The organism is Nocardia jiangxiensis NBRC 101359 (genome assembly GCF_000308615.1).
In the GTDB taxonomy this organism is placed as follows: domain Bacteria; phylum Actinomycetota; class Actinomycetes; order Mycobacteriales; family Mycobacteriaceae; genus Nocardia; species Nocardia jiangxiensis.
In genome coordinates this window covers 1-25,621 of record NZ_BAGB01000162.1, presented here as the reverse complement: position 1 = coordinate 25,621, position 25,621 = coordinate 1, and the positions used below count along the sequence as shown (strand labels likewise).

Annotated in this window: 23 protein-coding genes; 8 read left to right on the top strand and 15 right to left on the bottom strand. The window is 64.7% G+C overall.

The features are described from left to right. Window positions 1-165 precede the first annotated feature (165 nt). The 7 genes from ON40_RS38525 to ON40_RS51420 form a co-directional block, all read right to left on the bottom strand. A complete protein-coding gene (locus ON40_RS38525) occupies window positions 166-2,091 on the bottom strand; it encodes an AfsR/SARP family transcriptional regulator (protein WP_040830367.1) in 1,926 nt (641 codons plus the stop codon). Window positions 2,092-2,113: 22 nt separating this feature from the next. After that, window positions 2,114-3,025: an alpha/beta fold hydrolase gene (locus tag ON40_RS48820; protein ID WP_051194226.1), complete on the bottom strand. Its 912-nt coding sequence runs from the start codon at window positions 3,023-3,025 to the stop codon at window positions 2,114-2,116. 88 nt (window positions 3,026-3,113) lie between these two features. Beyond that, complete coding sequence (locus ON40_RS38515) at window positions 3,114-3,797, bottom strand: DUF8176 domain-containing protein (protein ID WP_040830366.1); 684 nt, start codon at window positions 3,795-3,797, stop codon at window positions 3,114-3,116. A gap of 97 nt (window positions 3,798-3,894) precedes the next feature. Further along, window positions 3,895-5,052 (bottom strand): lipase family protein, encoded by a 1,158-nt coding sequence (locus tag ON40_RS48815; protein WP_051194225.1) that lies wholly within the window; start codon window positions 5,050-5,052, stop codon window positions 3,895-3,897. A 132-nt stretch (window positions 5,053-5,184) separates the two neighbouring features. Beyond that, window positions 5,185-6,435 carry a lipase family protein gene (locus tag ON40_RS38505; RefSeq protein WP_051194224.1) on the bottom strand — a complete coding sequence of 417 codons (1,251 nt, stop codon included), beginning with the start codon at window positions 6,433-6,435 and terminating at the stop codon, window positions 5,185-5,187. Further along, the gene (locus tag ON40_RS38500; RefSeq protein ID WP_040830365.1) at window positions 6,432-7,670 is read right to left on the bottom strand and encodes a cutinase family protein; all 1,239 of its coding nucleotides are present in this window, start codon (window positions 7,668-7,670) and stop codon (window positions 6,432-6,434) included. Before ON40_RS38500 ends, ON40_RS38505 begins: the two co-directional genes overlap by 4 nt. Before the next feature lie 2 nt (window positions 7,671-7,672). Beyond that, a complete protein-coding gene (locus ON40_RS51420; RefSeq protein ID WP_169541982.1) occupies window positions 7,673-8,221 on the bottom strand; it encodes a hypothetical protein in 549 nt (182 codons plus the stop codon). A 988-nt stretch (window positions 8,222-9,209) separates the two neighbouring features. Between ON40_RS51420 and ON40_RS38490 the strand changes: the two genes are divergently transcribed. Next, on the top strand, window positions 9,210-10,010 hold the full coding sequence (locus ON40_RS38490) for an MmyB family transcriptional regulator (RefSeq protein ID WP_040830364.1): 801 nt from the start codon (window positions 9,210-9,212) through the stop codon (window positions 10,008-10,010). Between the two features lie 361 nt (window positions 10,011-10,371). On the opposite strand, the gene ON40_RS38485 is transcribed toward ON40_RS38490, so the two are convergent. Then, the gene (locus tag ON40_RS38485) at window positions 10,372-10,782 is read right to left on the bottom strand and encodes a DUF397 domain-containing protein (RefSeq protein ID WP_040830363.1); all 411 of its coding nucleotides are present in this window, start codon (window positions 10,780-10,782) and stop codon (window positions 10,372-10,374) included. Window positions 10,783-10,800: 18 nt separating this feature from the next. Further along, on the bottom strand, window positions 10,801-11,712 hold the full coding sequence (locus tag ON40_RS38480; protein ID WP_218008942.1) for a helix-turn-helix domain-containing protein: 912 nt from the start codon (window positions 11,710-11,712) through the stop codon (window positions 10,801-10,803). Between the two features lie 254 nt (window positions 11,713-11,966). Here ON40_RS38480 and ON40_RS38475 point away from each other — a divergent pair, with 254 nt between their 5' ends. From ON40_RS38475 to ON40_RS38455, 5 genes are all read left to right on the top strand, one after another. Then, entirely contained in the window at window positions 11,967-12,899 is a 933-nt protein-coding gene (locus ON40_RS38475) for a hypothetical protein (protein ID WP_040830361.1), read from the top strand. A gap of 126 nt (window positions 12,900-13,025) precedes the next feature. Beyond that, on the top strand, window positions 13,026-13,772 hold the full coding sequence (locus tag ON40_RS38470) for a hypothetical protein (RefSeq protein WP_040830359.1): 747 nt from the start codon (window positions 13,026-13,028) through the stop codon (window positions 13,770-13,772). Window positions 13,773-14,011: 239 nt separating this feature from the next. Then, entirely contained in the window at window positions 14,012-14,476 is a 465-nt protein-coding gene (locus ON40_RS49375; RefSeq protein ID WP_063713177.1) for a DUF4254 domain-containing protein, read from the top strand. A gap of 159 nt (window positions 14,477-14,635) precedes the next feature. Beyond that, complete coding sequence (locus ON40_RS38460) at window positions 14,636-14,965, top strand: hypothetical protein (protein WP_040830356.1); 330 nt, start codon at window positions 14,636-14,638, stop codon at window positions 14,963-14,965. After that, window positions 14,962-17,385, top strand: a complete 2,424-nt coding sequence (locus tag ON40_RS38455; RefSeq protein ID WP_040830354.1) for a WXG100 family type VII secretion target — start codon at window positions 14,962-14,964, stop codon at window positions 17,383-17,385. Before ON40_RS38460 ends, ON40_RS38455 begins: the two co-directional genes overlap by 4 nt. A gap of 791 nt (window positions 17,386-18,176) precedes the next feature. Here ON40_RS38455 and ON40_RS50720 read toward each other — a convergent pair. Both ON40_RS50720 and ON40_RS38440 read right to left on the bottom strand, forming a co-directional pair. Continuing rightward, window positions 18,177-18,782 carry a DUF3558 domain-containing protein gene (locus tag ON40_RS50720; RefSeq protein WP_083896236.1) on the bottom strand — a complete coding sequence of 202 codons (606 nt, stop codon included), beginning with the start codon at window positions 18,780-18,782 and terminating at the stop codon, window positions 18,177-18,179. A gap of 9 nt (window positions 18,783-18,791) precedes the next feature. Continuing rightward, window positions 18,792-19,178 (bottom strand): hypothetical protein, encoded by a 387-nt coding sequence (locus ON40_RS38440; RefSeq protein WP_040830349.1) that lies wholly within the window; start codon window positions 19,176-19,178, stop codon window positions 18,792-18,794. 357 nt (window positions 19,179-19,535) lie between these two features. On the opposite strand from ON40_RS38440, the gene ON40_RS53565 reads away from it, so the two are divergent. Beyond that, window positions 19,536-21,143: a hypothetical protein gene (locus ON40_RS53565; protein WP_040830347.1), complete on the top strand. Its 1,608-nt coding sequence runs from the start codon at window positions 19,536-19,538 to the stop codon at window positions 21,141-21,143. Further along, window positions 21,140-21,892, top strand: a complete 753-nt coding sequence (locus ON40_RS38430; protein WP_040830346.1) for an ESX secretion-associated protein EspG — start codon at window positions 21,140-21,142, stop codon at window positions 21,890-21,892. Before ON40_RS53565 ends, ON40_RS38430 begins: the two co-directional genes overlap by 4 nt. A 303-nt stretch (window positions 21,893-22,195) precedes the next feature. Here ON40_RS38430 and ON40_RS55615 read toward each other — a convergent pair whose 3' ends face one another. The 4 genes from ON40_RS55615 to ON40_RS38415 form a co-directional block, all read right to left on the bottom strand. Further along, window positions 22,196-22,318, bottom strand: coding sequence for a hypothetical protein (locus tag ON40_RS55615; RefSeq protein WP_281033107.1), 123 nt, complete (start codon window positions 22,316-22,318; stop codon window positions 22,196-22,198). A 311-nt stretch (window positions 22,319-22,629) separates the two neighbouring features. Further along, the gene (locus ON40_RS38425) at window positions 22,630-24,438 is read right to left on the bottom strand and encodes a recombinase family protein (RefSeq protein WP_083896234.1); all 1,809 of its coding nucleotides are present in this window, start codon (window positions 24,436-24,438) and stop codon (window positions 22,630-22,632) included. Further along, complete coding sequence (locus ON40_RS52770; RefSeq protein ID WP_157186707.1) at window positions 24,435-24,689, bottom strand: hypothetical protein; 255 nt, start codon at window positions 24,687-24,689, stop codon at window positions 24,435-24,437. Before ON40_RS52770 ends, ON40_RS38425 begins: the two co-directional genes overlap by 4 nt. Before the next feature lie 93 nt (window positions 24,690-24,782). After that, window positions 24,783-25,621: IS3 family transposase (locus ON40_RS38415; RefSeq protein ID WP_083896233.1), on the bottom strand; the 839-nt coding region annotated here is incomplete at its 5' end.

The following is a 25,621-nucleotide window of genomic DNA, read 5'->3' as shown; positions in this document are numbered from 1 at the left end:
CGATGTCGCCGGGGTGCGGTGGATTTTGCCTTCCGAACCGAATTTTGCATTTCATCAAAGCTTCCGACACACGCGAAGGCATTTTCCTGTTTTGTCGATTACTCGGCTCGCCGCGAATCTGTTCTTTTGCTTTCCCGGAAGCATTCGCATGGCGATCTTGCGATGCTATCGGGGCGGGTTGGGTTCGGTTCCACCTGTTCGAGGTGGCCGTGCGGTATTGGGGCTGGCGATATTTTGGTCGCGTAGCGCTTTGGCGATGGTGAGGGTGTTTTGTGTGGGGAGGTCGCCGATGGATTCCAGGCGTCGTTTCAGCAGGGCCAGGGTGGGGTTGATGGCGGTGCGTTCGCCGAGGCGGGCGTGCAGGCGAAGAATGTCTTGGTATATCGGTTCGTTGGTGGGGTCGATGAGCAACGCGGTTTCCAACAGTGCCAGTGTCTGGTCGGGGTCGGTTTCGACCAGCATCGCGGCGAGTTTCCCGACGGCTTTGAGGCGGTCGCGGCGGGCCTGTTCGCGGATCGCTGCGATCCAGTCCCCGGCGAAGTCTTCGGCCAACACACCCTCGGCCGCGCCCAGGACCGCGCGGCAAGCCCGCTCACGCTCGCCGCGGGCGGTGGCGGTGGCGGTGGCGGTGCGCAGCTCGGTCACGGCGGTGTCGAAGGCGTGGTAGTCCACCTCCCACAGATCGGGCGCGAGTCGGTAGCGGTATATGTCGTTGTCCAGGATCTCGGTGATCGTGTCCGCGGTGGCGGTGGTGATCGCGGCCCGCAGCCGGGACACGACGGTATTCAGGGCGTTGGTCGGTCGGCGGGGCTGGCTGTGCTCGTCCCACAGTGCCTCGATCAGGGCCTCGCGGGTGGCTCCGTGCGGGTGCACCGCCAGCACGATCAGCAGATCCCGCTCCCGGCGCCGCAACGACCGAGTGATCTCCACCGCCACAGCCTCCGCGTCCGGCCGCCACCACACCCGCAACGGACCGAACACCGCCACCGACAACACCGGCACCGCCTCGGGCACGCTGCTCACGGAAAGGGCTGCCGCAGAGTCCGTCTCGGGACCTGGTGCGAGCGGAGCGGAGCTGGGGATCTCTGGTTCCGCTGGGCCGGAGGATTCCCACTGCTCGACGGGTGCCTGGGGAACAGTAATGGGAGGCGTGAGGTCGGTCCGACGAGGCGCGGAACTCGGTTCGAGGGGGTTCGTGTCGACGGGCGACGGTGTGGTGGCGGGGAGATCGATCCGGTAGACCGTGGGGCCGGTGGCCCGGCGTCTGGGGACGCGAGTGGGACGCGGGGAGGGCAGGTCTGGCCGAGCGTTCGTGTCGGGGGCCGGAGGCGGCCGTAATTGGATCTCGACCGTGGTGGCGATGGCGCGGGCCGCGTGCAGGAGTCGGTTGCGGCGTTGCGGCAGCCAGGTCCTGTGCAGCAGGGAGGTCGCGGCATGCCGGGTATGGGGCACAGCGGCCAGCACGGGCACACGCAAGGCGGTCGCGGCGTCGCTGTCGGTGTCCGCGCCGAGTAGCAGTACTCCGGGGCGGCGGGCGTGGCCGGCGACCTCGAGGATCTGCTCGCCGGTGCGGTACGGGTCGACGAGGTCAGCGTGCACGAGCACCAGGCACGCGTCCGCTCCGGCGAGCAGTGGCATGAGTGCGGAGTCGGGGGTGCCGCAGTCGGCGATCACCGTGGCACCCAACTCGCGCCAGGCGGCTAGTTCGTCGAGTCGGCGGTTGTGGTGGCGGCCGGTCAGCAGCATCGTGACCCACGTTGCGCGTAAGGGGTCCGGGCCTGGTGGTGCGGCCAGGAACCCGACTCCGCCGGGAAGAGTCTGGAGATGCTCGGCGAGGTGCACCGGTCCGGCACCGAAGTGCGCGGCCCAGGACGCGCTCGCCAGGCCGCGGTAGGGGTCGCCGTCGACCAGGTCCGCGAGTTGTCCACCCGCAGGGTCGGCCTCGACGAGCACCGCGGGTTCGGGGCCCGGCCAGGTGCGGGCGAGCGCAAGCGCGGTGGTGGTGACGCCGGTGCCGGGCGCGAGTCCGGCCACCGCGATCAGCAGCGGACCCTCACCGGCGGGGACGGTGTGTGCGGTGGTGGAAGTCATGGCGACGGGGCGGGGTTCGTGGTCACCTCACGCCCCTGCGGGGCTCGGTGGCTGGGGTGCGGGTGGACCCGCTGGCGTGGTCGAGGTGGGTGCGGAGGGCGTGGTCGAGGGTGCAGGTGATGGTGTCGGTCGCGCGAGCGGGATGGGTGCGGGGAAGGTCGTGCCCGGCACCGGCGACGATGTCGTAATCGGCCCACAACGCGTCCGCGAGGCGGACCGCATGCTGCGGGGGCACGAGCGGGTCCTGCTCCCCGGCCAGGACGGCCGAGGGGATGTGCCGCATCGCTTCGGCGACCCCGGTGAAGAATCCGAACCCGCCCGAGTGCGCGGCCAGCACATCGACGCGCGCCCTCGGGTCCACCGTGCTCGGTGGGAGATGGGGTCGACGGGTGTGATCGAGCCGGTAGCCCAGCGCGGCCTCGCCCGCCGCGGTGAGCGCGTGCAGTGCTGGGTGTCGGCGCAGGCGGATCAGCCGCTGTGGCCAGGTGCGTAAATAGCGTGGCAGCGCAGGGGGTTCCGGGGCGGCGTTCAACAGCACGAGCCCGGCCAACGCTGCCGCGTGCTCACGGTGGGTGGTGGCGTAGGCGTGCACGAGCTGCGCGCCGGTCGAGTGCGCCACCAGCACCACCGACCCGGACGCGTGCGTCAGGACGGTGTCCAGGTCTTCGGCGAGGCGGGCCACGGTGGTGACCTCGCCGCGGTGCGGCGCCTGCGAGTCACCGTGCCCACGCTGGTCGTAGGTGAGCTGGGTGACCGCCCCGCACAGGTGCTCGTGCACACCGGTAGTGATCGGGGCCCAGAACCGGCGCTCGCGCAGCAGCGGGTGCACGTACACCAGGGTGGCCGCCGCAGTGGGCCGCCCGACGCGGGTGGCTGCCAGGCGCACCCCGTCGTCGGCGGCGATGCTCAGGGCATGGAAGTCGGGAGTTGTCATCGGCACGGACTCCTTCGGTGTATCGGGGCGAGGGCGAGGGGCTGTGGCGGAGAACAGATTTCGCGCGACAGCAGAGGTACACAGGCGGTCAGCCCTGTTCTTGGACGTGACTGATCAGCAGGCCACCACCCGGGCCGGAGATCGTGTTGATCACCTGCAGGTAGTCCACGCGTTTGCGGTCGGGATGCACTTCGACGAGGTGCACGTTCGCGGTGTTCACCGTGATCGGGGTGACCGCGACGCAGTACCGGGTGCCCGCCGGGATGGTGGCGATCCCGGCGGCCAGGGCCTGCTGGGTGATCCCGGACTCCGGCGCGACCACCCGCATGGCGGCCTCGGCAGAGCGCTGGGTGTAGTAAGCGTCCTCGAAGGCGGCGATCACCCCGGGCACCGTCGCCGGATCACCGCCATGTTCGGTCACCACCGCCCCCGACAACCCCGCACACACACCCACCCCCGCTGTCGATGTCGATGTCGGCGCGCTCGCCTCACTCGCCCTGGTCCCGGCCGGGTGGTGTGGATCCTGCGCACCAGCGACCACGCCCACCGTCACCGCGACCACCGCGGCGAGCGCGGCCCAGCCCCGCAGCGGCACCCGCCGCATGATCCCGCGCCGACGCGGGGGAGGCGGGCTCGGCTCGCGGCCGGACCCGGTGGCCAACCAGGCCAGGTCCGGGACCGGCTCGGGCATATCACCGGCACCCGAATCGGCGTCGGGGTCGGCGGGTGTGAGGGTCAGCTCGTCCTGATCGTCGAACTCGTTGCCAGGCAATCTCGGTCACCTTCCTTCCCGGGAGCTGTGGCTCGGGGCCCTGCGCGCACCTTCGACGGGGTCAGGGTTGGGGCGCGGGCACGGGTCTCTGAGCAGGTCACGGATGCACTGAAGGCGTTGGGCTGATGACGGGGCCAGGAGTCGAGACCAGAGTGAGGTTGTCCGCGAGGCGGGCCAGGACGTCGGTGATGGCTTCCCGGGCGGTGCCGGCGTGCCCGGAGTCGTACTCGCGCCAGGTCACCGTGGCTCCCCGTTGCCGGTAGGCGATCAGAGTGCGCAGGCCCGCGCGCACGGAGACGATGGGGTCGGTGTGCCCGTGATACAGGTGCAGCGGCACCGCCGGGGCGGTGTGCGCGAGGCACTCATACGCCAGCACGTGCCGCCACATCATGTCGTTCCACGGATCGGTGCGGACGCACCAGTGCGACAACGGCTGCGGATACCGCTCGAAAAGCTCGCTAGCGGTGAGGGTTTGCGCGTCGGTGACCGCGCGCAGGCCGTCCTCGTTGAGCACATGCCGCAGGCGCAGGTGTGGGTACGCCGCCGATAATCCGATCAGCGCGGCCAACCCCAGCCCCGCGCACGGCCCGGCGCTGACTGCGGGGGCCAGCGCGGCGACATCGGAGGCGACCGCGCCCGCGCAGATCCCCCGCAAATCCAGTCCCGGGGCGTACCGCTGCTGAAGTTCGCCTGCGGCGGCGACCGCTCGGCCACCATCGGCGTACCCCCAGGCCACCACCGGCATCCACGGCTCCTCCCGATCATCGGTGTCCAGGTCCGGGACGAACTGCGCGGCCCGCGCCAGATCCAGGACGATCTGCCCGCCCGCGCGTGCCGCGAGGAACGTGTGCGGACCGAGGCCCGTGACGCCGAGGCCCTCCCCGTCGGGTACGGCGACCACCCAGCCTTGTTCGAGGGCCGCGGAGATCTGCACGCTGTCTGCTTCCTCGCCCACGGCGAGCATCTGCGATGCCGAGCGGCCGCCGAAGCCGTGGAAGACCGGGTAGTACACCAGCAGCGCACCCGCCCCCGGACGCGAATCACCGTCGTACTCAGCAGGGTCGGGGTGGGGGTCGGGCAGGATCACCGTGCCCGAGGCGGTGATGAGCTCGCCGCGGGAATTGGTGGACACGTACAGGATCTGCCACGCCGCTGCCGCGCCCGCCAGCTGCGGGGCGAACGTGGGACGCATCCGCACCAGATCCCCGGGCACACGACTCGAGGCCAGGATCGGCGCGGTGTAGAACTCGGACATGAAAACCTCCAGAAGGATCGTCGATTGCTGTGTGGCACAAGGCTTTTGATTGGGCTCCTGTCCTGCTCGGCGGAGGGGGTACCGGGCAGGACAGGGCCGCTCGGGCTGGTCCAGATCCGCGCAGCACCCCGTTCAGTGGGAGTTGCTGGGCGCGGTAGTGAGCTGGCCGGTGAGGTGAGCGATGACGTCCTCGATGGCTTCGGTTCGGGTGGTGAAGTGATCGGCGGGGTAGTCGATCCAGCTCACTGGCACGCCACGGGCCTGGTAGTCGCGCGCGAGTTCGAGTCCGCTCTCGACCGGGACGATGGCGTCGGTGGTGCCGTGGTAGAGGTGCACCGGCACGATCGGGACCACCGTGCGGTCGAGGCGTTCACAAGTGAACACGTGCCGCCACATCGGGTCGTCCCACACGGTCCGGTCGCACCAGGTCGCGAGCCGGTGCCCGAACCGCTGGCACAACGCCTCGACGCTCTGCTCCTCCGCGTACGCGACCAGCGGGCGAGCCGCCTCGGCGAACACGTGCCGCAGCGGCAGATGCTGGTATGCGCGGGCCAGGCCGATCAACCCGGCGAGCGCGAGCATCGGCCACGGCCCTTGATCGGCGAGGGCCAGGATCGGGCCCGGGTCGGTGACCACTGCCCCGGCGCAGATCCCTCGCAGGTCCAGCTCCGGCGCGTATGCCGGGTGCAGGGCTCCTGCCCACACCGCTGCTCTGCCGCCGTCCGCGTAGCCCCACAACGCCAGCGGCGCGGGTGCGGTGTTCAACGCCGGGATCCGGGCCGCCGCGCGCCCCAGATCCAGCATCACCTGCCCGGCCACACGACCGGCCAGAAAGGTGTGCGGGCCCACACCCTCCACACCGAGCCCTTCCCCGTCGACGACCGCGACATGCCACCCGCGTGCCAGCGCGGCGCTGATCTGCTCGACATCAGGCTCATCCCCGGCAGCCAGCCGCTGCGAAGGCGCGCAATCCCCACCCAACCCATGGAAACTCGGCGCATACACCACCACCGGCGCAGTGGCATCCTCGGTCACCGCGGACGCGATCACCGTCCCGGACACCACAATCGGCTCACCATAGGTATCCCGCGAGCAGTACAACACCTGCCACGCGGGCCCCGCGTACGGCAGGCCCGGCGTCGGGGTCGGACGCAACCGCAGGACGTCCCCGGGCCGGTGGTGAGCTTCCACTGCCGGTGGGGCGTAGAAGCCTGGATCGGTGATCGCGGCATCGGTGTTCTCGGGCCCTGTCGCGCCGGAGAATTCAGTGCCTCGCACACCCCCGACAGGCGGCTCGGTGACCGAAGTGCGGTCCCCGAGCAGAGCCATCTGCAACTCGTGGGCATCGGACGGTGTGGCGCCGGTGTTCTGTTCGTCGGTCACCGGTGTCCGCCTTGGGCCAGGTCGTGCGCGACGGCCACCAGCCAGGCGATCCCGGAGGCGAGCTGGCCGGTGGCCGCGTAACCGTCGTGCGCGGTGACCGTGGCCGCGAAACTCGCCCACACGGCTGGGTTGGTCAGGTCGGCGTCGTCGGCGACCAATTGCGCCCATGCTCCGGCGAGTTGGCTGGCGAGCTTCGGCACCTCGGTCGGGTGCGCGAGGAGGGTGGCGGTGATCTGGTTCCACCGCTGGTTCGCCTCGCGGACCTGCTCGGGTGGCGGGGCGGGGATGCGGGGGTCAGCGGCGTCGATCAACCGTTTCGACAGCGGGGCCCGGGGGCGGTAGTCGACGGTGGCTGGGCCGAGGTCGAAGTCGTTGAGCACGACCGTGTTCCACGCGGTACCCAACGCCGCCGATAGCACCCGTTGCAGGCTCGCGGCAGCGGCGATCGGGTTCGACAGATCGGCTTGCGCGGCGATCTCGGCCCCGACCCGAAGGAGCGCGGCGCGCTGCGGGGCCGCGCACGCCAGATCTCCGTCGACGCAAACGTCGGCCACGCGACCGGTCAACGACCCATAGCTGGCGTTGTCGGCCGCGATGCCGCTGCCCGGTGCGAGGGGTGCAGCGATGCGCACTGTGGACACCGCGCCACTGGTGGTGCCTGGGGGGCGATCGGGCACCGTCTGGCCTGGGCGGCCGGGAAACACCGGTGAGCCCGCCGTGCGTTCGGGGTCCGCGTAGAGCGCGACGGCGGCGACTTTCGCTGGCGGGACCGGACCCCGCCCAGCACCGACGTCCCGCGCGAACTGTGAGACCGCTTGCGCCCCTTGGGAATACCCGATCGATGCAAGCTCCGTGGCCGGGCAGCGCGCCACGATCTGCCCGGCAGCCGCGTCCAACTGCCGGATCGCGTCGGTGACGGAGACGGTGTACGACTCGGGTCCCCCACCGGCCCCAGGAACGCCGCCGAATCCCGCCGGGTACGGAATGTAGGTGCGCTGCACCAGATTCGGCACCGCCGCGACCACCGGCCCCAGCAGCGCACCGAGCACCCCGGTGTCAGCGGTCGGACTCGCGGCCGGGGAAGACTGACCCGTGCCCTGGACCGCGAGCACCCACAACACCGGGCACCCCGCCGCGGGCGGGGCCGGCGAGGCACCAGCCGGTGCCGCGAACAGGCTCGCGCCGAGGGAGCCCAGCACGGCCGCGGTGGCTGTGCGAGTACGGAACCGGGACATGTTCACCGCTGGTCCACCCCGACTCCGGCACCGAAGCCCGCACCCACGGTGCCGCCGATCACCGCACCGGCGATCGCGGCGGGCGCACCGGCGATCAACGCCCCGGCCGCCGCCCCAGCAGCTGCACCGATCGCGGTTCCGGCCACCCCGCTGGTGACCGTGCCGATCACCGGGACCGCCACGAACGTGCCCACAGCGGCCCCGGCGATACCGCCAACCGTGCCACCGATCAGACCGCCCACCACCGCGCCCACCGCAGCGGCCGGGGCGGCAGTGATCGTGCCGCCGATCGCGGCCCCGATCCCGGTCCCCGCCGCTGTGGCTCCCGCGACCCGGTCCGAGCGACCCGGCGGGATCCCGACCGAATCCAGGGCCGTGGAGACTTGCGCCTCCGCAGTCGCGGCGGTGTTGTTGATTGCATCGCGTACCTGCCCCGGCAGCCACGGCGGCGAGGGGGCTTCGAACTGGCCGATGCGAATCTCGTTGGGCGGCGGCGCGATCGGCGCAACCTGCGGTACCGGACGCGGCGGATGCAAATCCGCCACCACCACCGCCGGAACCGGAGCCGCCGACGGCACCGGCCGCGGCACCGGCCCATTACGCACCGCCGGCGGTTGCTCCGGATACGCCGCAGGATCCGGTGCCGGAGACAACGGTGGAGTCGGTGCGGGGGTGCCCGGCTGTATACCGGTGGTCACTCCAGGCTGGTTGGCAATCGGTCCGGCACCGGCAGCGGACGCGTCGCCCGGGGCGGCCAGGACAATCACCACAGGCACCACACCCGCGACCATCACACGGGCCCACAAAGCCCCTCTCGGATTTATCGAAAGACCCGAATAGGGGGGCGTATTCCCTCTTTTCGGGAGTTCGGTATTTATTCGGGTTGGTGTCGTTTGAATGCTGGTTTCAGGCATGCCAAATAGGCCTTTCGAAGAAAGGGGAAGTGGTTCAGATGGGCGCGTTCATGATGTGCCGGGAAGGCGCTCCCGACTACGGAATCCGCAGCCAGGAGCTACCAGCGAAGAGGAGAGGATACTAGTGCGGCAAGAGTGGAGCGACAGCATTCCAGGCGTCGGTCGCGAGAGCGACAACGTTGACCGCGATGTCCGAAGCAAGGCTGACCAACGACAAGATAGATAAAGGATCCACGAGATTCTTCCCTTCCATGTGGAGTGATGAACTACCTTCATCCAACACACGAAACACGCTGTCGCGCTAGACCCTTCGACGGGGGAATTTATCCCCCCTTTCACAATTAAATCCACCAGACAGTCAACAACCTGCACCAATATAAGAAAGGGAGGACAGCGTCCCCCTGCAAATTTTTTCCCTCAAACGGGATGATGTGACACACGCCACAAGCTGGGCGCCAACTACACAATCAGCTACTTATCAGCTATCAAAAGTTCCGGTCGGAATAGTATTGCCCCGACGATCTAGGTCTGATACCTATTGAAGAGTCTCCGGGGGGAGATCAACTCTTCAGCATATCCGTCTGGAGATCGTGAACGGAAGACCTGACAATAGGGGGTTTGACCAATGAACACCGAACGCGGTGGGGCCTACTCCGAGCCCTGCACCGTGATCTGCCTAGCCTGCTGGGCACGCGCGATCCGCGAGCACCACGGCCTCAGCCGGCCCCAAGCCGCCGAAGCCACAGGCATCAGCTTCTACTACCTGAAAGACATCGAGAACCACAGACAAGTCCCCAGCCAGGAATACCTGGACAACCTCATCACCGGATACCGCATGGACGACGCACAAGCCCGCCTCACCACGGACCTGTCCCGACCATCAGTACCCCTGCCACCGATGCAGGAACTCCGCAAACGCATCAGCACACCCGAACGCCTACAACTGCTGACCCGGCTCGACCCATCCGGCATCGCCCTGGCCTACCTCGACCCGCTGTGGAACATCCTCACCGCCAACAGCACGTTCTTCGGGCTCTTCCCCCGCGCCGGGGCATGGGCCACAGACGACAACCTCGCGCTGTGGTCGCTACCACCGGCGCCCGAGCCCTCGCCAGCCGAATCCGTGCTCATACACCCCGGCCGCGAAGCACACTGGTTCGTAAGCACACTGCGCGGCGCGTTCGGCCGCTACCGCGACAGCCCTCGCGTGGCCAGCATGTACGAACAGCTCTCACATAACGAGACCTTCAACCACCACTGGCACAACGACATTCACGTCTCCCACGGCCGCTGCACCCAACAGCCCCTGCACCTGCGCGACCCGGTCACCAACCAGCCCTACACCCTCAACGTCCAGCTCACCGAACTCACCGACGTCCCCGAAATTCGCGGCTTCCTCGCCTGGCCGCGAACCGACACAGGCTAACCATCACATGCGCTGTGACGCGCAGCGATAGTTGGCCAGTCTCAACGTGGTTGGCCACAGACAGCGCCTGTCTCCTGACCGCCACCACCTATGGCTGGAGGCGCTGGATAATGCCACCGCCGACCAGGTGCTCACGCCGCCAATGATCAACTATCGCTGCGAACTCCGGCCAGACACGACTGCAACCAGCAGATCAGCGCATATGTCGGTAGCCATCATCGGTGAGAGTCACATGCGCATGCCCGGCCTTGAACCTTCGAGTACACCGACAGGGACGGCATCTCGGAACCGTGGCGGGATCGCTGCTGTCACCGTCAAATGTTCCGAGATTCCGCAGCGTTCGGAGACGCTTACAAGCGCGCTACCGCGCGAAACGCGCGACGTCGAACTCGCCGTCTTTGATTCCCGCGAGGAATGCAGCCCACTCACCGTCGTCGAATCGAAGGCGCACGCCGGTGTCACGCGCCTCGACGAGCGTGTCGGTTCCATCGAATGTCACAGTGGCGCTGCCGTTTCGGCTGCGCGTTCCTTCGCTGGCCTCCTGGATGAAGGCCATCCAGGAGGCGGGCGAGAACTCGATGACGCCAGCCTCGGGAACCTTACTGTGCCGAACAAAGACAGGCTGTTGTTCGAACGCAATGCTGGCGCGGTCCCCACCATCGGCTACAGATTTCGAATCGTGCCAGCCAGCCGCAGGGGCAACCTCGACACAGTTCTCGCCGTTGCTGCTGTAACTGGATGTCCGCCATTCGAGGCGGTTGTCGGTGGTCACCGGTACTCCTAAAGCTGCTCAGAGGGTGTCGATGCGGCTCCTGATGACCTCCGCCGATTCCGATACCGACAGGGCGGCCTTGCAGAGCCGATCAGCAGCCATTTTATAGAGTGCGATCTGGTCCTGTTGCTGCACGTAGATGGCTCCGGCCGGGTACTCGATGTAGCCGATGCTCTGCGCGTGGTCGAAGTCCAGGAGCATGATCTCGCCGTCGAGCCCGTCGTGCACAGTGACGCTCACGGGCAGCACATGAATCTCGACGTTATCGCGTTCCGTGAGGGCGAGCACATGCTCGAGTTGCGCTCGCATCACCGCCGGTCCACCGACAATCCGATCAAGCACATATTCCTCGATCACCGCGACGAATTGGAGCGGGTCCGCCTCGTCCGCGACACGCTGGCGCGCTATGCGGGCAGCAACGACCTGCGGTGCATCCATCGGAGCTACGCGAAGATTCCCCTCCAGCAGGGCTGCGGCGTACTCGGCGGTCTGAAGCTGTCCAGGCAGGAGCATCTGCTCGTAGCTGAACGCCTTGGTCGCCAAACCTTCCAGCCCGACAAAGATCTTGAACCAGTTCGGGAAGACGTCCCCGAAAGGCGCGAGCCAGCTCGATTGATCGGCTTGCGCAGCAAGTGACGCCAGCCGCTCGATGTGGACCTGGTCGATCTGCGTGTGGCCTGAATAGAAGGCCAGCAGAGCCTTGATCTCCTCCGGTTGCTGCTGGTTCCTGCCGGATTCCAGATAGTTGATCTTCGTCTGGGTACAGTCGAGCACCTCCGCCGCCTCACGCTGCGACTTCTTTGCACGCTCACGTGCATCGCGGAGCTCACGGCCGATCAGGAACCGCAACGCGTTCGGATCAGCTCTACGATCCCCGTCGGACCTCGGGTCGGTCATGCCTTCCTCCATATCCACCACGTGTTCCAGCACCCTAACTCCCCTCTGGGTCGACATCGCGATAGGTATTGCTGCTGGTATACATACCAGCTACAGTACCGATGCATCGCGATGCAAGTAACACATCCATACCAACCAACATTCGAAGAGGAATCTTCGGAAACAGCAGGGTGGTGATTGCCATGCCGGTAACGGCGGAACACGCGCGTCTCGTCTCAGCTGACCCCCTACGACCTGGCAGAACTGCCGATAGCTCGGCGCTACACACCGTCCGAGGGGCGCAAACCATGGTCGCCGAGCGGCTCTACGGGTACATGCAACCGTCTTTGCTGCGGTACAGCTGGCGAGAGGCGCACGAGCGAATCGGGCAAGTCGCGACGGAACTCGATAATCAAGTCCGGCAGGTCTTCATCGAGCCAGCTCCACCAGTGGACGTGTTGTGGTCGTTGCTCGTTGGAGTGGACCGTTGCTTGGGCGGGCAGATGATGCCGCGATTCGCCAATCTCGCAGAGCAGCGGGGCGTCGATGTTCAGCGGTTGCTCGAGTCGGGACGACGCAGCGTCCGTGCGGTCGCGTGGCAGGCGTTGCTGGCCGAGCTGCGCCGTGTCGGTGGCGGCAGTGTCATCGTTCCGGGCCCGGAGCATCTCGACGGACTGGCCCATTCCAGATCGTCTCTGCTGCAACAGCTTTCGCGTATGCAACCCGTTGTCCGCGTGTTGTGCTGGCACGAAGACCGTCCGCCCGCCATCGAGGCAGCCGGACCGCAAACCGAGATGATCTCAATTCTGGTCGGCGAGTTCCGGGTGAAGGCATTCGCCTCGGCCCTCGAAGTCGCGTCTTTGAAGGCATGGTGGTACCTGTCGCAGGCCGGATTGAGCTATCTGCTGGCTGACGCCGAGACGGTTCTTCGCGAATTGATGGGGCGCAGGATTTCGGCGGAGCCGCAGGATGTGCTGGACGAGATACGCGTCCGGTTGCTGCGGACCGCACACACGCTGGTCATCGACGTGCATGAATCCGAGAACCATACCGAGGAACCCGTTCCCGCGGTTCTACATCAACGCTGTTCATGGGTAACGCGGCGCAACTCCGCCACCGGCGGCACCGTCACTTGGTGTGTGCTGCCGCTGGCCGATTCCGACACCTCATCGCTGCCCGATGCCCCGCATGGACGTCGACAGGTCCCTGAAAGGCCCTGCGCGAGAGGGGATCTGCGATGACGCTCACTCCGCAATTGCACGGAATCGTGCGAACCGACCCGCGAGTCCTGAGTGTGCGGACGGGTCTGTACGTGCGCAGGGCAATGCGATTCCGCCAGGCCCGGAATCGGCATTCTCGCCGCCGGGGTGGTGATCGCGGTGACTGATCCGTTGTATTCGCACATGTTCGTCACCACCGACAGTCGATTCGCGGAGGACTTGTGCCGGGTCGAGTTGCTCGACCCGTTGTCTACCGCCCGCGCCCGTGAGCTGGCCGAGATCCATCATGATCACTCGCTTGACGAGTGCCGCGTCCTACGCGCTGCGGTGGAGCGGTTGAAGACCGAGACTTCGACCACCGCCAACGCCGAAGACCTCATTCACCGGTCCATCATTTCGGCCTCGTCGCCTTCGGTGGTCGAGGTGCCGTTCCTCTATTGCCGCATCGATCCTGGGCCGATTTCCGCAGCCCTTGGCCGCATGTTGGCACACATCCACCGCCACTGCGAGGAAGACACCTGCCGGGCCAAACAGCGTGGGCGACAAGCGACCAAGCTCGATGGAGCCCTGACTCCGGTGCCCGACTGCCGTGTGCCCAGAGACCAGATCGCTGCCGTCGTGGCGCGCGTGACCGCAGCCCGCGCCACGTTGCAGGCGGCCGAAGTCGCGCTGCGGGCCGGGGAGCGCGATGCGACGACAGCGATGATCGCCGCTTCGATCGAGTTCGTCGCTGCGCGCCGGGCTCGCGATGTCATGGTCCGACAGGCACTTCCCGCCGACGGCACCGTCCCCGTCTGGATCATCACGCTATTCGGACTGTCTCTGCACGAGCTCCGCCGACTCGTGCCCGGCTTGAGAATCAGCGCCGCACCGCCGGACGGACACGACCAGTGACCGAGCACTTCTACCGCGACGCCGTCCGGAACGACGCCGAGTACGAGGAACCCCAGACCGGCCCTGCAGGCCAGCGGCTTCTGCAAGCACTCGACAACCTCATCGACACTCTCCGACACCCTCACGATCACCACTTCTCACTCCCGAATCAACAGCCTCCCCAGAGGAAGGGACCCCGCGATGACCGATCACGCACCCGGCGATGGTCACCAACACCGCACTACGTTGGAGGCGGAGCGATGAGGGTGAGACTGCCGTCGAAGGATCGGCTCCTGGAAGCATTCGCCGGATCAGCGCAGGTCCAACACCCGGTTCTGCAAGCCGCGTCGGAACTGGGCCACCTTCACAGGAGAAGGCAAACAGCAGACCTGCGTGAGCTTGCTGAAATCGACCATGCGCGTGAGGATTTGGTGCACGCTGTCGACCGCTGGGTATCAGCACACATGCCACAGCCTTTCGGGGCGGCGTACATGAATTGCGAGTCCGTCGGTATGGTCCTCGACCGTTTCGCCCGGTACTACATCGAGGCACGTACCGCGCTGGACCAGGGCAGTAACGAACCGAACCGTCATTTCCTGTGGCAGAGGCTGGCAGAACTCGCTACCGCCTACACCGACCTGGCGATTGAAATCAGCGGTGGCATGCGGAGGCTGCCGAGCTTCACCTACCCTGCACCGCAACATGATTCCCGCGATCAAGGGTGACGGCGAGAGGAGCCTCACCCACGGCAACGCCGCTGTTGTTCACCGCCGGAACCCCGCAGCATCGAGCTCGTTACAAGATCACTCTTCTCGACAGTATGCAGGCGGGTGCGATAGCGTTTGATGTCAGTTGGGTACGAATTGTCGCACCGTGGGGGGCTGATGAGCTTCAAAGTCGATCTGGAGAACCTGGGCAAGCTCGCAACGACTGTGCGTAGTCTCGCGAAGGACGCGGCGAACGTGAAGGGGAAGACTCCCCCGGATCCGAACGCGACCGACCCACTGTTGTCCGGAACCGCAGCTGCCCAGATCACTCGCGACTTGATCACCAACGCGCTACTACCCACCGCCAAGGCTCGCCTGGACGAGACAGGCGACGTCATGACTTCCGTTGCCGCGCAATTCAAATCACAGGACGACAAGGCTGCCGACTCACTGATCGCCCTCTACAAGAGCGCCACCGGCGACTGGACCCCGGACACCTCGAAATGAGCCCGAACTCACCCCTGGACTGGGTGCGCACAGCCAACCCCGGCACCCTCAACAACTGGGCCGACGAGTGGGACCAGATCGGCGCTGGTCTGGAACAAGTATTTCAACGCTACGTCGACGCTGTCACGAAGGTGGACGGCGCCTTCTGGGAAGGCAAGACCGCGCAAGCAGCCCATGACCGCGCAACAGGGGACCTCAAAGCGGTCCAGGCGCTGGCGGACAAGCTGAGCGCAGTGGCCAAACAGGCTCGGCAGGGCCATGATTCGATCGACGCACCGCTGCGCCGTGCCCGCGGACTACTGGCCGAGTGCGACCACAACGGCTGGACAGTCGCCCCGATAAGCCTGACCGTCGGCCGCAGCGGGACCATTAGCAATGACGAACTGTCGCGGATGGCCACGATGAACCGCGACCTACAGGGTGCAGTCCACGACGCCATGTCTGCAGATATCAGCGTTCGCGACACGTTGAACAACGCCCGCAACGGCCTGGCGATAGCCTTCGCGGCACCTGCGGCACTCGGAGCCGACCAAGGCAAGAAAGACGGCGATCAACTCGGCAAAGATCCTCAGCACCTGTCCCAGGCCGAGATCCAACGCCTGATCGACGCCGGCCACCTGTCCCCCGAACAACTCGCGGCACTGCACAGCGGGAACACGGTGACCATCCCGGCCTCACAGATGGAGTACATCAACCAGCTCAGCCGGTCGCTCGACGGGAAGAGCCCCCAGGAAATTCAGCAGATCATGAACACGCTGCCATCGGATGCGCAGAAAGGTCTCGCGAACTCGCTCCAGCTGATCTCCACCAACACCGTCACCTCCGGAGTCAAGGACAACCCGGCGATACCTGAACACGGCGCGGAAAACCTGCTACCGAAGAAGATTCAGCAGTCATTGGACCGCAAAGACCTGGTCAGCACAGACTGGCACTACAACCAGAGCGGCGTCACCGAGAGCATCAACCTCAACGGCGTCGCCGACAACCAGGTGATTGCGAAGATCGCCGGTGCGGCGGATCCCGGCCTTCGATCCGGCAGCGAGCTGGACAAGAAAGTCCTCGACGTCGGCGCGAAATACCTGAACGCGCAAACCAGTTGGGAGCAATCGCCTGACCACAGCCAGGTCGGGTTCGCGGTCGATGGGAAGGGGGCCGGTGAGCATCCCGCCGTCACCGAGCCGTTCTTCAGCGCCGTCGGCGACGACAAATCAGCAGTGCAGCACCTTGTTGTGGGCACCGACGGCAAGCCGAACGAGCAGTTCTACCACGACGCCCTTACTCATCAGTGGACGGACAAAGGTCAAGCCGTCTCGACGTTGTTCAACTTCGGTGACAACAACCCGGCCGCTGTCGATCCTCATAATCCGGTGGATGTTGCTGCTGCTCATCGTCAATCGGCGATCATGAACTCGTTTGCACAGTTCGCAGCCAGCGACAACACGCCCAGCCATATCGCAGGAGGCGACGACAAGTGGAAGCTCTACGACATTCCTGGCACTGACCACAACACCGCTGGCCAGTTGAATCCCAAACTCATGCAGTCTCTTTCGACCAGCTTGAGCCCATACGTCAACGACCTCACCAACTCGACGCACCCGTCTCCCGATGGCTTCAAGGTCACCGACTCCACCGGCAATAGCTGGACAGACCCCTCGTCGCCGAACACGTTCACCGGATCGAAAAACATCTTCGCATTGATGAACACGGACGACGAAGCCGGGAAGAACTTCAACGCCCACGCCCTGGCCTCAGCATTGCAGCAGCAAGTGGAATACGGCCGCGACCCTAACGCTCTGAACGCGCGCGACCACCTGTACAACGCAGGCCAACTACAAGGGTTGGTAGATTCAGGTCTGCGGGACGAGATCAGCGCCCATACCAAAGACACCAATCAGGTCGCACAAGATTCATACAACCACAAAAAGATGGCATACGACACCATCAAAAGCATCATCGGAACCAGCGTCCCCATAGGCAATGGCGACGACAAAATCACCGCACATCTCCCCTTCAGCGACGGAGTATCGAAGGTCCTCAGCCTCGGCGGCGATCCGCTCAAAGAAGCAATTATCGGGCCAGCACCAACCGCGTCGAACGACAATATAGGACTGAACCCACCAAATTTTGACCAACAAGCCTATGCCGTACTGGCCAACACGCAAATACCAGATAATCTCCGTTCGAACTACTCCGAACTCTTCGACAATAACGGAAATCTGAAGTCGTGGTCAGAAATTCAATCCATACCATACAATCCATCAAACCCGCACGAAACCAATCCGGCCAGCGCAGTCACCACTCTGTTCAATCAGATCGGGTACGCCGACGGCCACCAAACCGCGATGCGAGAAGGCTACGGCGACATCACCGGCGACCACCGACAAAACGATAACCAACAACCGCATAACAGCGGTCGCTAACCCGCCAGGCCGCACGATGAGGCGTACTCCGAACATGCGCGGTATAGCCAGTTACGTTGCTCCCGGCGAATATCTGATAAACGCGACGACATGATCAAGGAGGAACCGCCATCAGGAACCACAGATTGGCTCGTATATGCGCGTTCGTGGTATGCGCTGTTGCCACAATGGCCGCAATCGCGGCGTGCAGCACCACGCCCAGCTCGACACCCGCAACTACGACCCCGGTCGGAGTGGATCAGGAATATCAGAGGCTGGCCTGCCTCCCGGTGCCGGAAGACCTACGGTGGGAATACTCGTATTTGTACGATTCCGGTGGCCATTTGAAACCTTTAAACGAGATCAAAGGGATGTCTCCTGACCAGGCTCTCGGCCCGACCCCGACCAGCGACATTACCGCCATGCTGGAGACCATGACCGCACGTTACGGCCACCCTCCGGCATGCGGCGAGCCCTACCCATCGGGCCAGGCCGGTCGGATGAATACCAATGTGCTGGAACATAAGGCGTTGAGCTGCACCGACGTCCCGCCGAACCTGAAGCAGAGATATTACAACCTTTTCGACCTCAATGGGCACCTCGTGAGCTGGAAGGTGATCAGGAACTCGCCATTCGACCCCCAGAATGGGTCACTCGAAGGAGAGATACCGTCGCTATACCACCAGGTCACGGCCCAACTTGGCCATCCCATTTCCTGCCCCTCCAGCTAAAGCAGTCATTCGGTAACACGTGACAACTATCCTCTATCATTGCCTCCCAGAAAATCTTGCAACGATAATCGGAGTATGCCGCTATTTACCGGAGACCGCACCCTGGACAACATTCGCGATGTCCTTGATATTGCCGCACGGCTGCTCCGCGGAATGCGGTTGCACTATAGATAACTGGATATCCAGCGCTCCGTCCGGCCCTGAAGTTTCCAAGAAGCAAGATACCGGTCCATCCGGGTGCACGATAGCGTCCTGCCCATTAATCTGGATGACAGTCGAGGAGGTACCGTCTCGCTTGCGGAATTCGTCGAGCGTGATATTGGTCGACGAGATCGTCAACTGACGCACCGTCATGGTGGTACCGTCGACGGTTCCATTTTGATCGAATGAGCAACCAATGAACGAGTAGTCATCATGGATCTGATCCATACGCTTCCGGGAGGACGGATCAAATCCAATTTTTGCAATAACGGAGTCACCAACACCGACACAGGGGTCGAAGTTTACCGATTTCCGGCCCTGATTATACTGCGTAGGTGCAGGGCCGACGGATACCGCAATGCTCGGCTTTGCTGGTGTCGTAGTAGTAGAACCAGAGCCTGGATCACCGGCGTCGCTACTCGTGCACGAACTCGCCAGGAGCACGATTGGAAGCGTTGCAGCTATACCCAGCCGAATCAGTTTCATTGCTGATCGCTACCCGTTCTGAACGTCGTCGGTGATCCGCTTGAGCCTGTCAGCATTGATCTGGTCGGCCTCGGCCAACTGCTTACCTGCCCGTAGATACGCAACCTGCAACTGGCTGGCGGCGTCGATCAACTTCTCGATGACCGCCTTGCCCTCGGTCGCCTTGCCGATAAACCCGCTCTGCAGCTCTTGCGCAGACTGAAAACCTCCGAAACCCGAAGCGCGCGTGAGCGCGTCGAGCTTTCGCTGGAGCTTATTCAACTCGGTGATCATGAGATCGTATTCACGCTTGGCCTGCTCAGCAGCGTCCGCAGAGATGGAGAACGTACCGGCAGCCACTGCCTCGTTGAACGCCGTGATCTCGGCCTTACCGAAGTTGAACTCCGGTGCGCCCATCTCGTGCCCCCCTCGTAGTGGTCTCGCCGGAAGACTACCCGATCAAGGCCGATGGTCTACGGCCACATGTAAGGCCCTTGAGCTGTCGGCTCGGCGCAAACGCTACACACACCGTGACCAGCAGCAAAAGGATGCAACGAGAACCTCTCGCACCGCGGCGTGACCGCATTGGACGCGGCGGAGCTAGGAGCCTGCGTGTTAATCTGCCGAGAACGCGCTTGTACGGCGGAGCAGCCTGAGCCGACGCGATGAGGGGGTAGCGAGATGGGTGGTCCGAACGATCCACAGCCAGCGTCGCCTGCACCGTTCCTACCTCAATCACCAGTAACGTTGTTCCAAACCGGGTTGCCAGGCACGGTGAGCGCGCAGGACATTCAGAAGATCCAAGACGCCCAACACAAAGTCACCGATTCCGCCGCTCAGGCCAAGACACAAGACAGCCAGCTCAGCAGCCGCGGAGCGGGGACCGATCCGGACTATGCCAAGACCGATGAGCGGTTCGCGAGCATGACTCATGAGCAGATCTACAACGCCGTACACGGCCGCCCGGACGGATCCGGAGGCATGGACGCGGCCGGACTGCATCAGATGCGGCAGACCTGGTTCGAAGTCGGCAGTGACCTGGAGAACTTATCGACGTTCAACCTGCTGGGAATGAACAACATCTTCAACCATGGGTTGTGGCAAGGTACCAGCGGCAACGCCGCACAGGCGGCCTCGGAACGAGTTGCGCAGGCCGCCAACCAGATCGGACAGGTCTTCACGGCCGTGAGCCAACGGCTGGATTCGCTGGCCTGGGCTGCCGAGGCCATCAAGCTGGCCGTACAACCCCCACCAGCAGGTGCGGCGACTGCTACACCGAATCCGGATAATTCCGCCCAGTCGATTCTGCCTGGGCTGATCAACCCCGCCTACGCAGACCAACTCGAGACTCAACGCAAAGCCGCCCGCGAGGCGGCCGTCCACGCGATGGAAACGCTGTATACGCCCAGCTATCCGCCCGCGGGTGCCGGAGTGCCTTCCTATACCGACGTCCCGCAGATCGACAGCACCGATCCCGCCACGGCGGCCGAGGCTATACCGGGTGCGCCCGTAGCGCCCGGCACCGCCCACCCTCAACAAAGCGCGGATCCAAGTGCGCACCAGCCGAATTCGCAGAATCAACAGCAATCCAGCCCGACCGCAACCGATTCTGCAAGCAGCGGAATGTCTGCCGGGACAATGCCCGCCGGGTTGAGCATGCCATCGTCACCGTCACCCGCTGCGGCCACACCAGCCGCGACCACACTCGCCGGGTTCGCGCCGGGCACCGGAACCCTGGGCGGAGTAACCAGTACCGATGGATCGGGACTCGGTGGATTCGCTGGCTCCGATTCCGGCCCGCTCACTGGAGGGCCGGGAAGTTCACGTTCGAGCGAACCCAGCACTTCGGCTCCCGGAGGGAGCGCTCGCGCCACGACAGCCGGCACAGCCGCCAGCACAGCTCGAATGCCGATGGGCTCCATGCCGCACGCCGGCAAACAGGACCAAGATGAAGAGGACGAACGCGAGCACTACAGCCCCGACTATTTGCGCGGCATCCAGCCCGATTGGGATGAGGGCTTGGAATCACCGACCGCTGTCATTGGGCCAGACCTGATCGCGACCGGCCCCAGCCCCCACCAGCAGATAGAGGTCGAGCCAGCGGTCCGTGACATGCCTCGGTCCACAGCAGAAACCGGCGACAGCACCGCAGTCGCCTTCGACCAGAACCCAGCGTCGCCCGCAGATACGGCACAACTTTTCGATGACCCGCTGGCATCTGTACCGACCGAACCCACTCAGCTGCCCCAGGCAAGCCCTGAACTCACCAGCTTGTTCGCCGAATATGGCTGGGCCACAGAGCGAACCGCGAACCCCATACAGGAGAGCGCAGGCCGAGAAAACACGAACACCGAACAGACGACAAGGGGCACCGAGCGGTGAACCCCCAAACTCGCTGGCAATTCACCCCGGACGAGTTCGCGTACGTTTGGGCATCGGAGATCGGCTCGGATGAAGTGCCATTCCCGATCAGCATCATCGAAACCCCCACCACCAGTGAGGCATACTCGAACCTGCGTACCGAGATCAGCGCCCGCTACCCCCGCCACGGCGACCCCGACCTTATCGGCCCCTTGCAAGTGCTGGCGGATCCAGACCTGCGGATCGTCTCCTGGGGCCGATTCCACGACTCGGCCAGACGCATCCGAGCACTCGCCGCCGCGGTGGCCGACCTCGGCGTCGTTTTGTTCCAGAAACCCGGTCACTCCGCAGATTTCGGCGGCGACCTCACGCTCGTAGTTACCCAGCGCACGCAGCTCGGACGGCACATCGCCGCGACATTACCGTCAATGCAGGCAGGAACGATCAAACAACTGGTCGGCTACACCCCACGTGTGCGCGGCGAGGAACCGCCCAGTACGTGGCTACGCAACGACCGTGGGCAGCAACCTGTCGAAGAGCGAATCCGTCTGCTACTGCGAGTACCACGCGTCGCTGAAGGCTACGTCCGCATCGAACGCAATTTGCACCAATCCCCGCATCCACCAAGGTATCTGAGTTGGCTCGACATCGAACCAAACCACCGCGCTGCCGGTCGTTATCTGATCGCCGTCGACGACAATGACACCGTTGTGACTCCTGCGTCGGCTGAGGTCGTCGCTAGAGAAATCGAACGATGGCTTTCGATATAGCCCCCGCCGGCGCCTTGCACCAGCTCAGCGATGCGCTCAGGATGGATCGTTCAGCTTGTCCAGAGAACCTTGCCGGTCCCTGATAATGTGACTAAACGGTCTCATTTGTTGGTGGGCAATCCCGAGGCGTTCGAGGGTGACTCGCCGGTCACCGGGTCGCGGTCTCGGGCGGTAAGCTGACCGGCTGGATCATGACCCACCCCTCCGAACTCTCCGACACCCAGGCCAACAGCCGGACACCGGGGTCGAGCAGTTCGTGCAGGGCGTGCCAGTGTTCAATGGTCGTGGTTTCGCGCGTCAGACCTACGCGAACTCGTTACCGCCTGCCCGCAGATGACCCGGCTGGCCGAACTTGTCCGCGAGTTCGCCCGGATCATGACCGACCGGCGCGGTACCGAGTTGGACTGCCGGACCAAGCAGGCCCATGAGGCCGGACTACCTGGGCTCGAACCGTTCCTGCGGGGCCTGGGCCCGGGACCACGATGCCGCGGTCGCCGGGCTCACCCTGCCCTACACCAACGGCCCTTGCGAAGGCGCGAATACGATAAGCGAAGCTACTGAAAGGCAGATGTACGGACGCGCTGGCTTTTCGGCTCCTTCGGCATCGAATCCTGTTGGGGTAGAGCAGAATCCGACACCGCCGGATATGCACCAGAGCCAGATCTCAGACAGTCCCCAGGACTGCAGGGTGGTCGATGGTGTTGGTGATCCCTTCGGCTTCAGGCGATTTCGCGTCGTTAGTCGGCGGGCAGCGTGATGGTGATATTCACGTAGTCGCTGTCGTCGCGCAATCGGACTGCGACCTGGGTGATCTCGAACAATCGGCGTACCAACGGTTCCGGTGCCGTGGTGAGGTTGAGCGTCAGGTACGGCAGGGCGTCCAGGAGCGCGGCGCCGGGGCGGTTGGGTCCAGCTTCATCGGTGGCGTCGAGTTGGGCGATGATGGACAATGCGGCGCTTTTCTCGGCGTCGAGGTCGTTGTAGGTGCTGCGTAGGGCTGTGGAGAACGGGTCATCGCTGTCGCCTCTCTGGGCTTGTCGCAGAACTGAACTCTGGCGTCGGGTCACGTCCGCGACGACTCGCTGGAGTCGCTCCCGTTCGAATCGGCGCTCCCGTTCGGCGCGGTCGTCGATGCCGTCGAGATCGGCGGTCAGGCTGTCACGACGTGGACCGAGTACCCGGTCGGCGAAGAATCGCGTGATTGCCTCCAGGATGGCGTCTTCGCGTAGATACACGGCCTTATGGTGGCCGGCGCACTGGTCCGGGCGGCCTCGGTTGTTGGGGCGGGGCCAGCATTGGTAGTAGGTGATGTTGTGTCGGTGGGTGCCGAACATTCGGCGTCCGCATCCGCAGAACACCATCCCGCGCAGCACGTAGGTGCGGCGCGTGGCCGGGTGGGTGTTGGGGCTGTTGCCGTCGCGGGACCCGCGGCGGGCTTGTCGGCGTGCGGTGAGTTCGTCGTACATCCATTTCGGGATCAGCGGCTCATGGGCGGGTTCGGTGGACCACACCCATTTCACCGGGTCGTTCACCTTCCCGTGCCGAGAACGGGAGGCACGCCTGTTGAAGACCTGGTAGCCAGTGTATTTGGGGTTCCTGAGCACTTCGCACACGCTGGTCTTGCCCCACGCCCCGCGGGCGCGTTGCCGGTTGGGCGGTTCAGGTGGCGGGTACTTGGCGGGGTCGGTGTTGAGCCGACGAGCGATGGTGTCGTACCCGATGCCTTCGTGGTAGCGCCACAACGCGATCTGTGTGACCGTCTCTGCGCGTGCCCCGTCCGGTTCCAAGCGGGTCTTGCTCTGGCCCTTGGCCGCCTTGGTCGGGTTCGGGTGCCGGTACGTTTTGGCCTTGTATCCGTACGGGGGTTTGCCGATGTTCCAGCCCTCGCGCACGTGCGTGCACAGTCCGCCCCAGGATTGCTCGAGGGTGTTGAGGACTTCGTATTCGGCGACGGATTGATTGATCCGCCGTTGCAGGATCCGCTGAGCGCGGCTGCCGGACAACATGATCGGCTCGTTAGCGGCGAACAGTGACGCCTCGCAGCGCTCCAACTCACGTTCGATCGACAGCCCCTCGAAGGTACGCCGCGCCACACGGGACACCGACTCACAGATCACCACATCGAACCGACGGCCCGGATGCGCCACCTCGTCCAGCAGATCCGCGACACCGCCGTCACGGGCAATCGGGATGTCGAAACGCTCGTAGCCGGTCTTCCAGCCGCGTGCTTCCAATTCCATGCGGCCGGACTCGACATCGTAGAAGTGCGCCACGATCACCCACGACTCGGGAATCGCGGTCTTGCAGTTCCCCAACTGCCGCATCATCGATTGACGCGGATCCTGCTGATCCTCAGTGGAGGTGCGGCCCAGGAACGCCACACGGACCTCGTCACGCAGCACGGCGGTCGGCACACCCAACGGGGACACCGCATAGTCGGACAATCCCGATGGCCCGGACACCGGCACGGTCAGCGATAGCGACGACGCGGACCCACTGGGCACTACGGGTGCGGGCGGATTGACAGTCATATCGTCGGGGGTCATTTCGCGGTACCATCCTCAGCCAAGTGATCGGCGCGCTGTTGTTTCGCGGCCCACTCCAGCAACTCCCCGAGTACGTCGGCGAGTTCGCCACACAGGCGTTCAGCTTGCGCGCCGTGAAGGAATCTGACGTGGCCAGAGAATTGCCGTTCGTTCCGGCGCTCCCTGCGCTGGCTGTAGCTCCAAGTAAGCTGGGTAGGGCCAGCTTTTTCAAAATTTTCGATGTTGTTGCGTCGAAGCTTCTCGTCGTCCATGCCCACAACCCTGCAGCCTCCCTTTGATGGAGATGACCGGTCCCCGATGACGGGACCACCCGGTCTTTGAGTCCGGGTTGTTTTCGTCCAGATTCAGTTGATGCCGCACGCCACCGGGTGGTGGGCGTGGGTGCAGGCCGCAGCGTACTCGGCTGGCGTGCGGTAGCCCAGCGCCGAATGCCGGTGCCGGCGATTGTGATCGTCCTTGAAATCGCCGATCACCACCCGGGCCTCGAGCAGGCTCGTCCAGTGATTGCGGTTCAGGCATTCGGCGCGCAGCCGCCGATTGAACGACTCGACAAACCGATTGTTCCACGGCGTACCCGGGGGAATGTAGACGATCCCGACCCTGTTCGCGCAAAACGATTGCAGCGCATGAGAAATCATCTCCGGACCGTTGTCCATCCGCAGCACCCTCGGCGCACCACGCACGGCGAACACCCGCTCGAGCTCGGCCACGAGCCGCTCGGCGGTGATCGAGCGTTCCACCAGATGCAGCAGCGACTCGCGGGTGTGCTCGTCGACCATCGACGCGATCTTCACCGCCTTGCCGTCCACCGTGGAGTCGAACTGGAAGTCCAACGCCCACACCACCTTCGGCGCATCCGCATCGACCGGCGGCATCGACGAGACACTGGCCCGCTTGCGCGGATGATGCTCACGCACCTGCAGGCCTTCCTCACGCCACAACCGGTGCACCCGCTTCTTGTTCACCACGCTGCCCTCGTCGAACCGCAACGCCGCCCAGGCCCGCCGGAACCCGTGACACGGGTGTTTCCTCGCGTAGCGGCGCAACCAGGCTCGCAATCCCGTATCCGGATCGGCCGGTGTCTGCGCCATCGGCAACCGTCGATACGTAGACCGATGCAGCCCAACCACCTTGCACGCGAACCGTTCCGACACACCCCGCACCTCGCGGAGCATGTCGACGG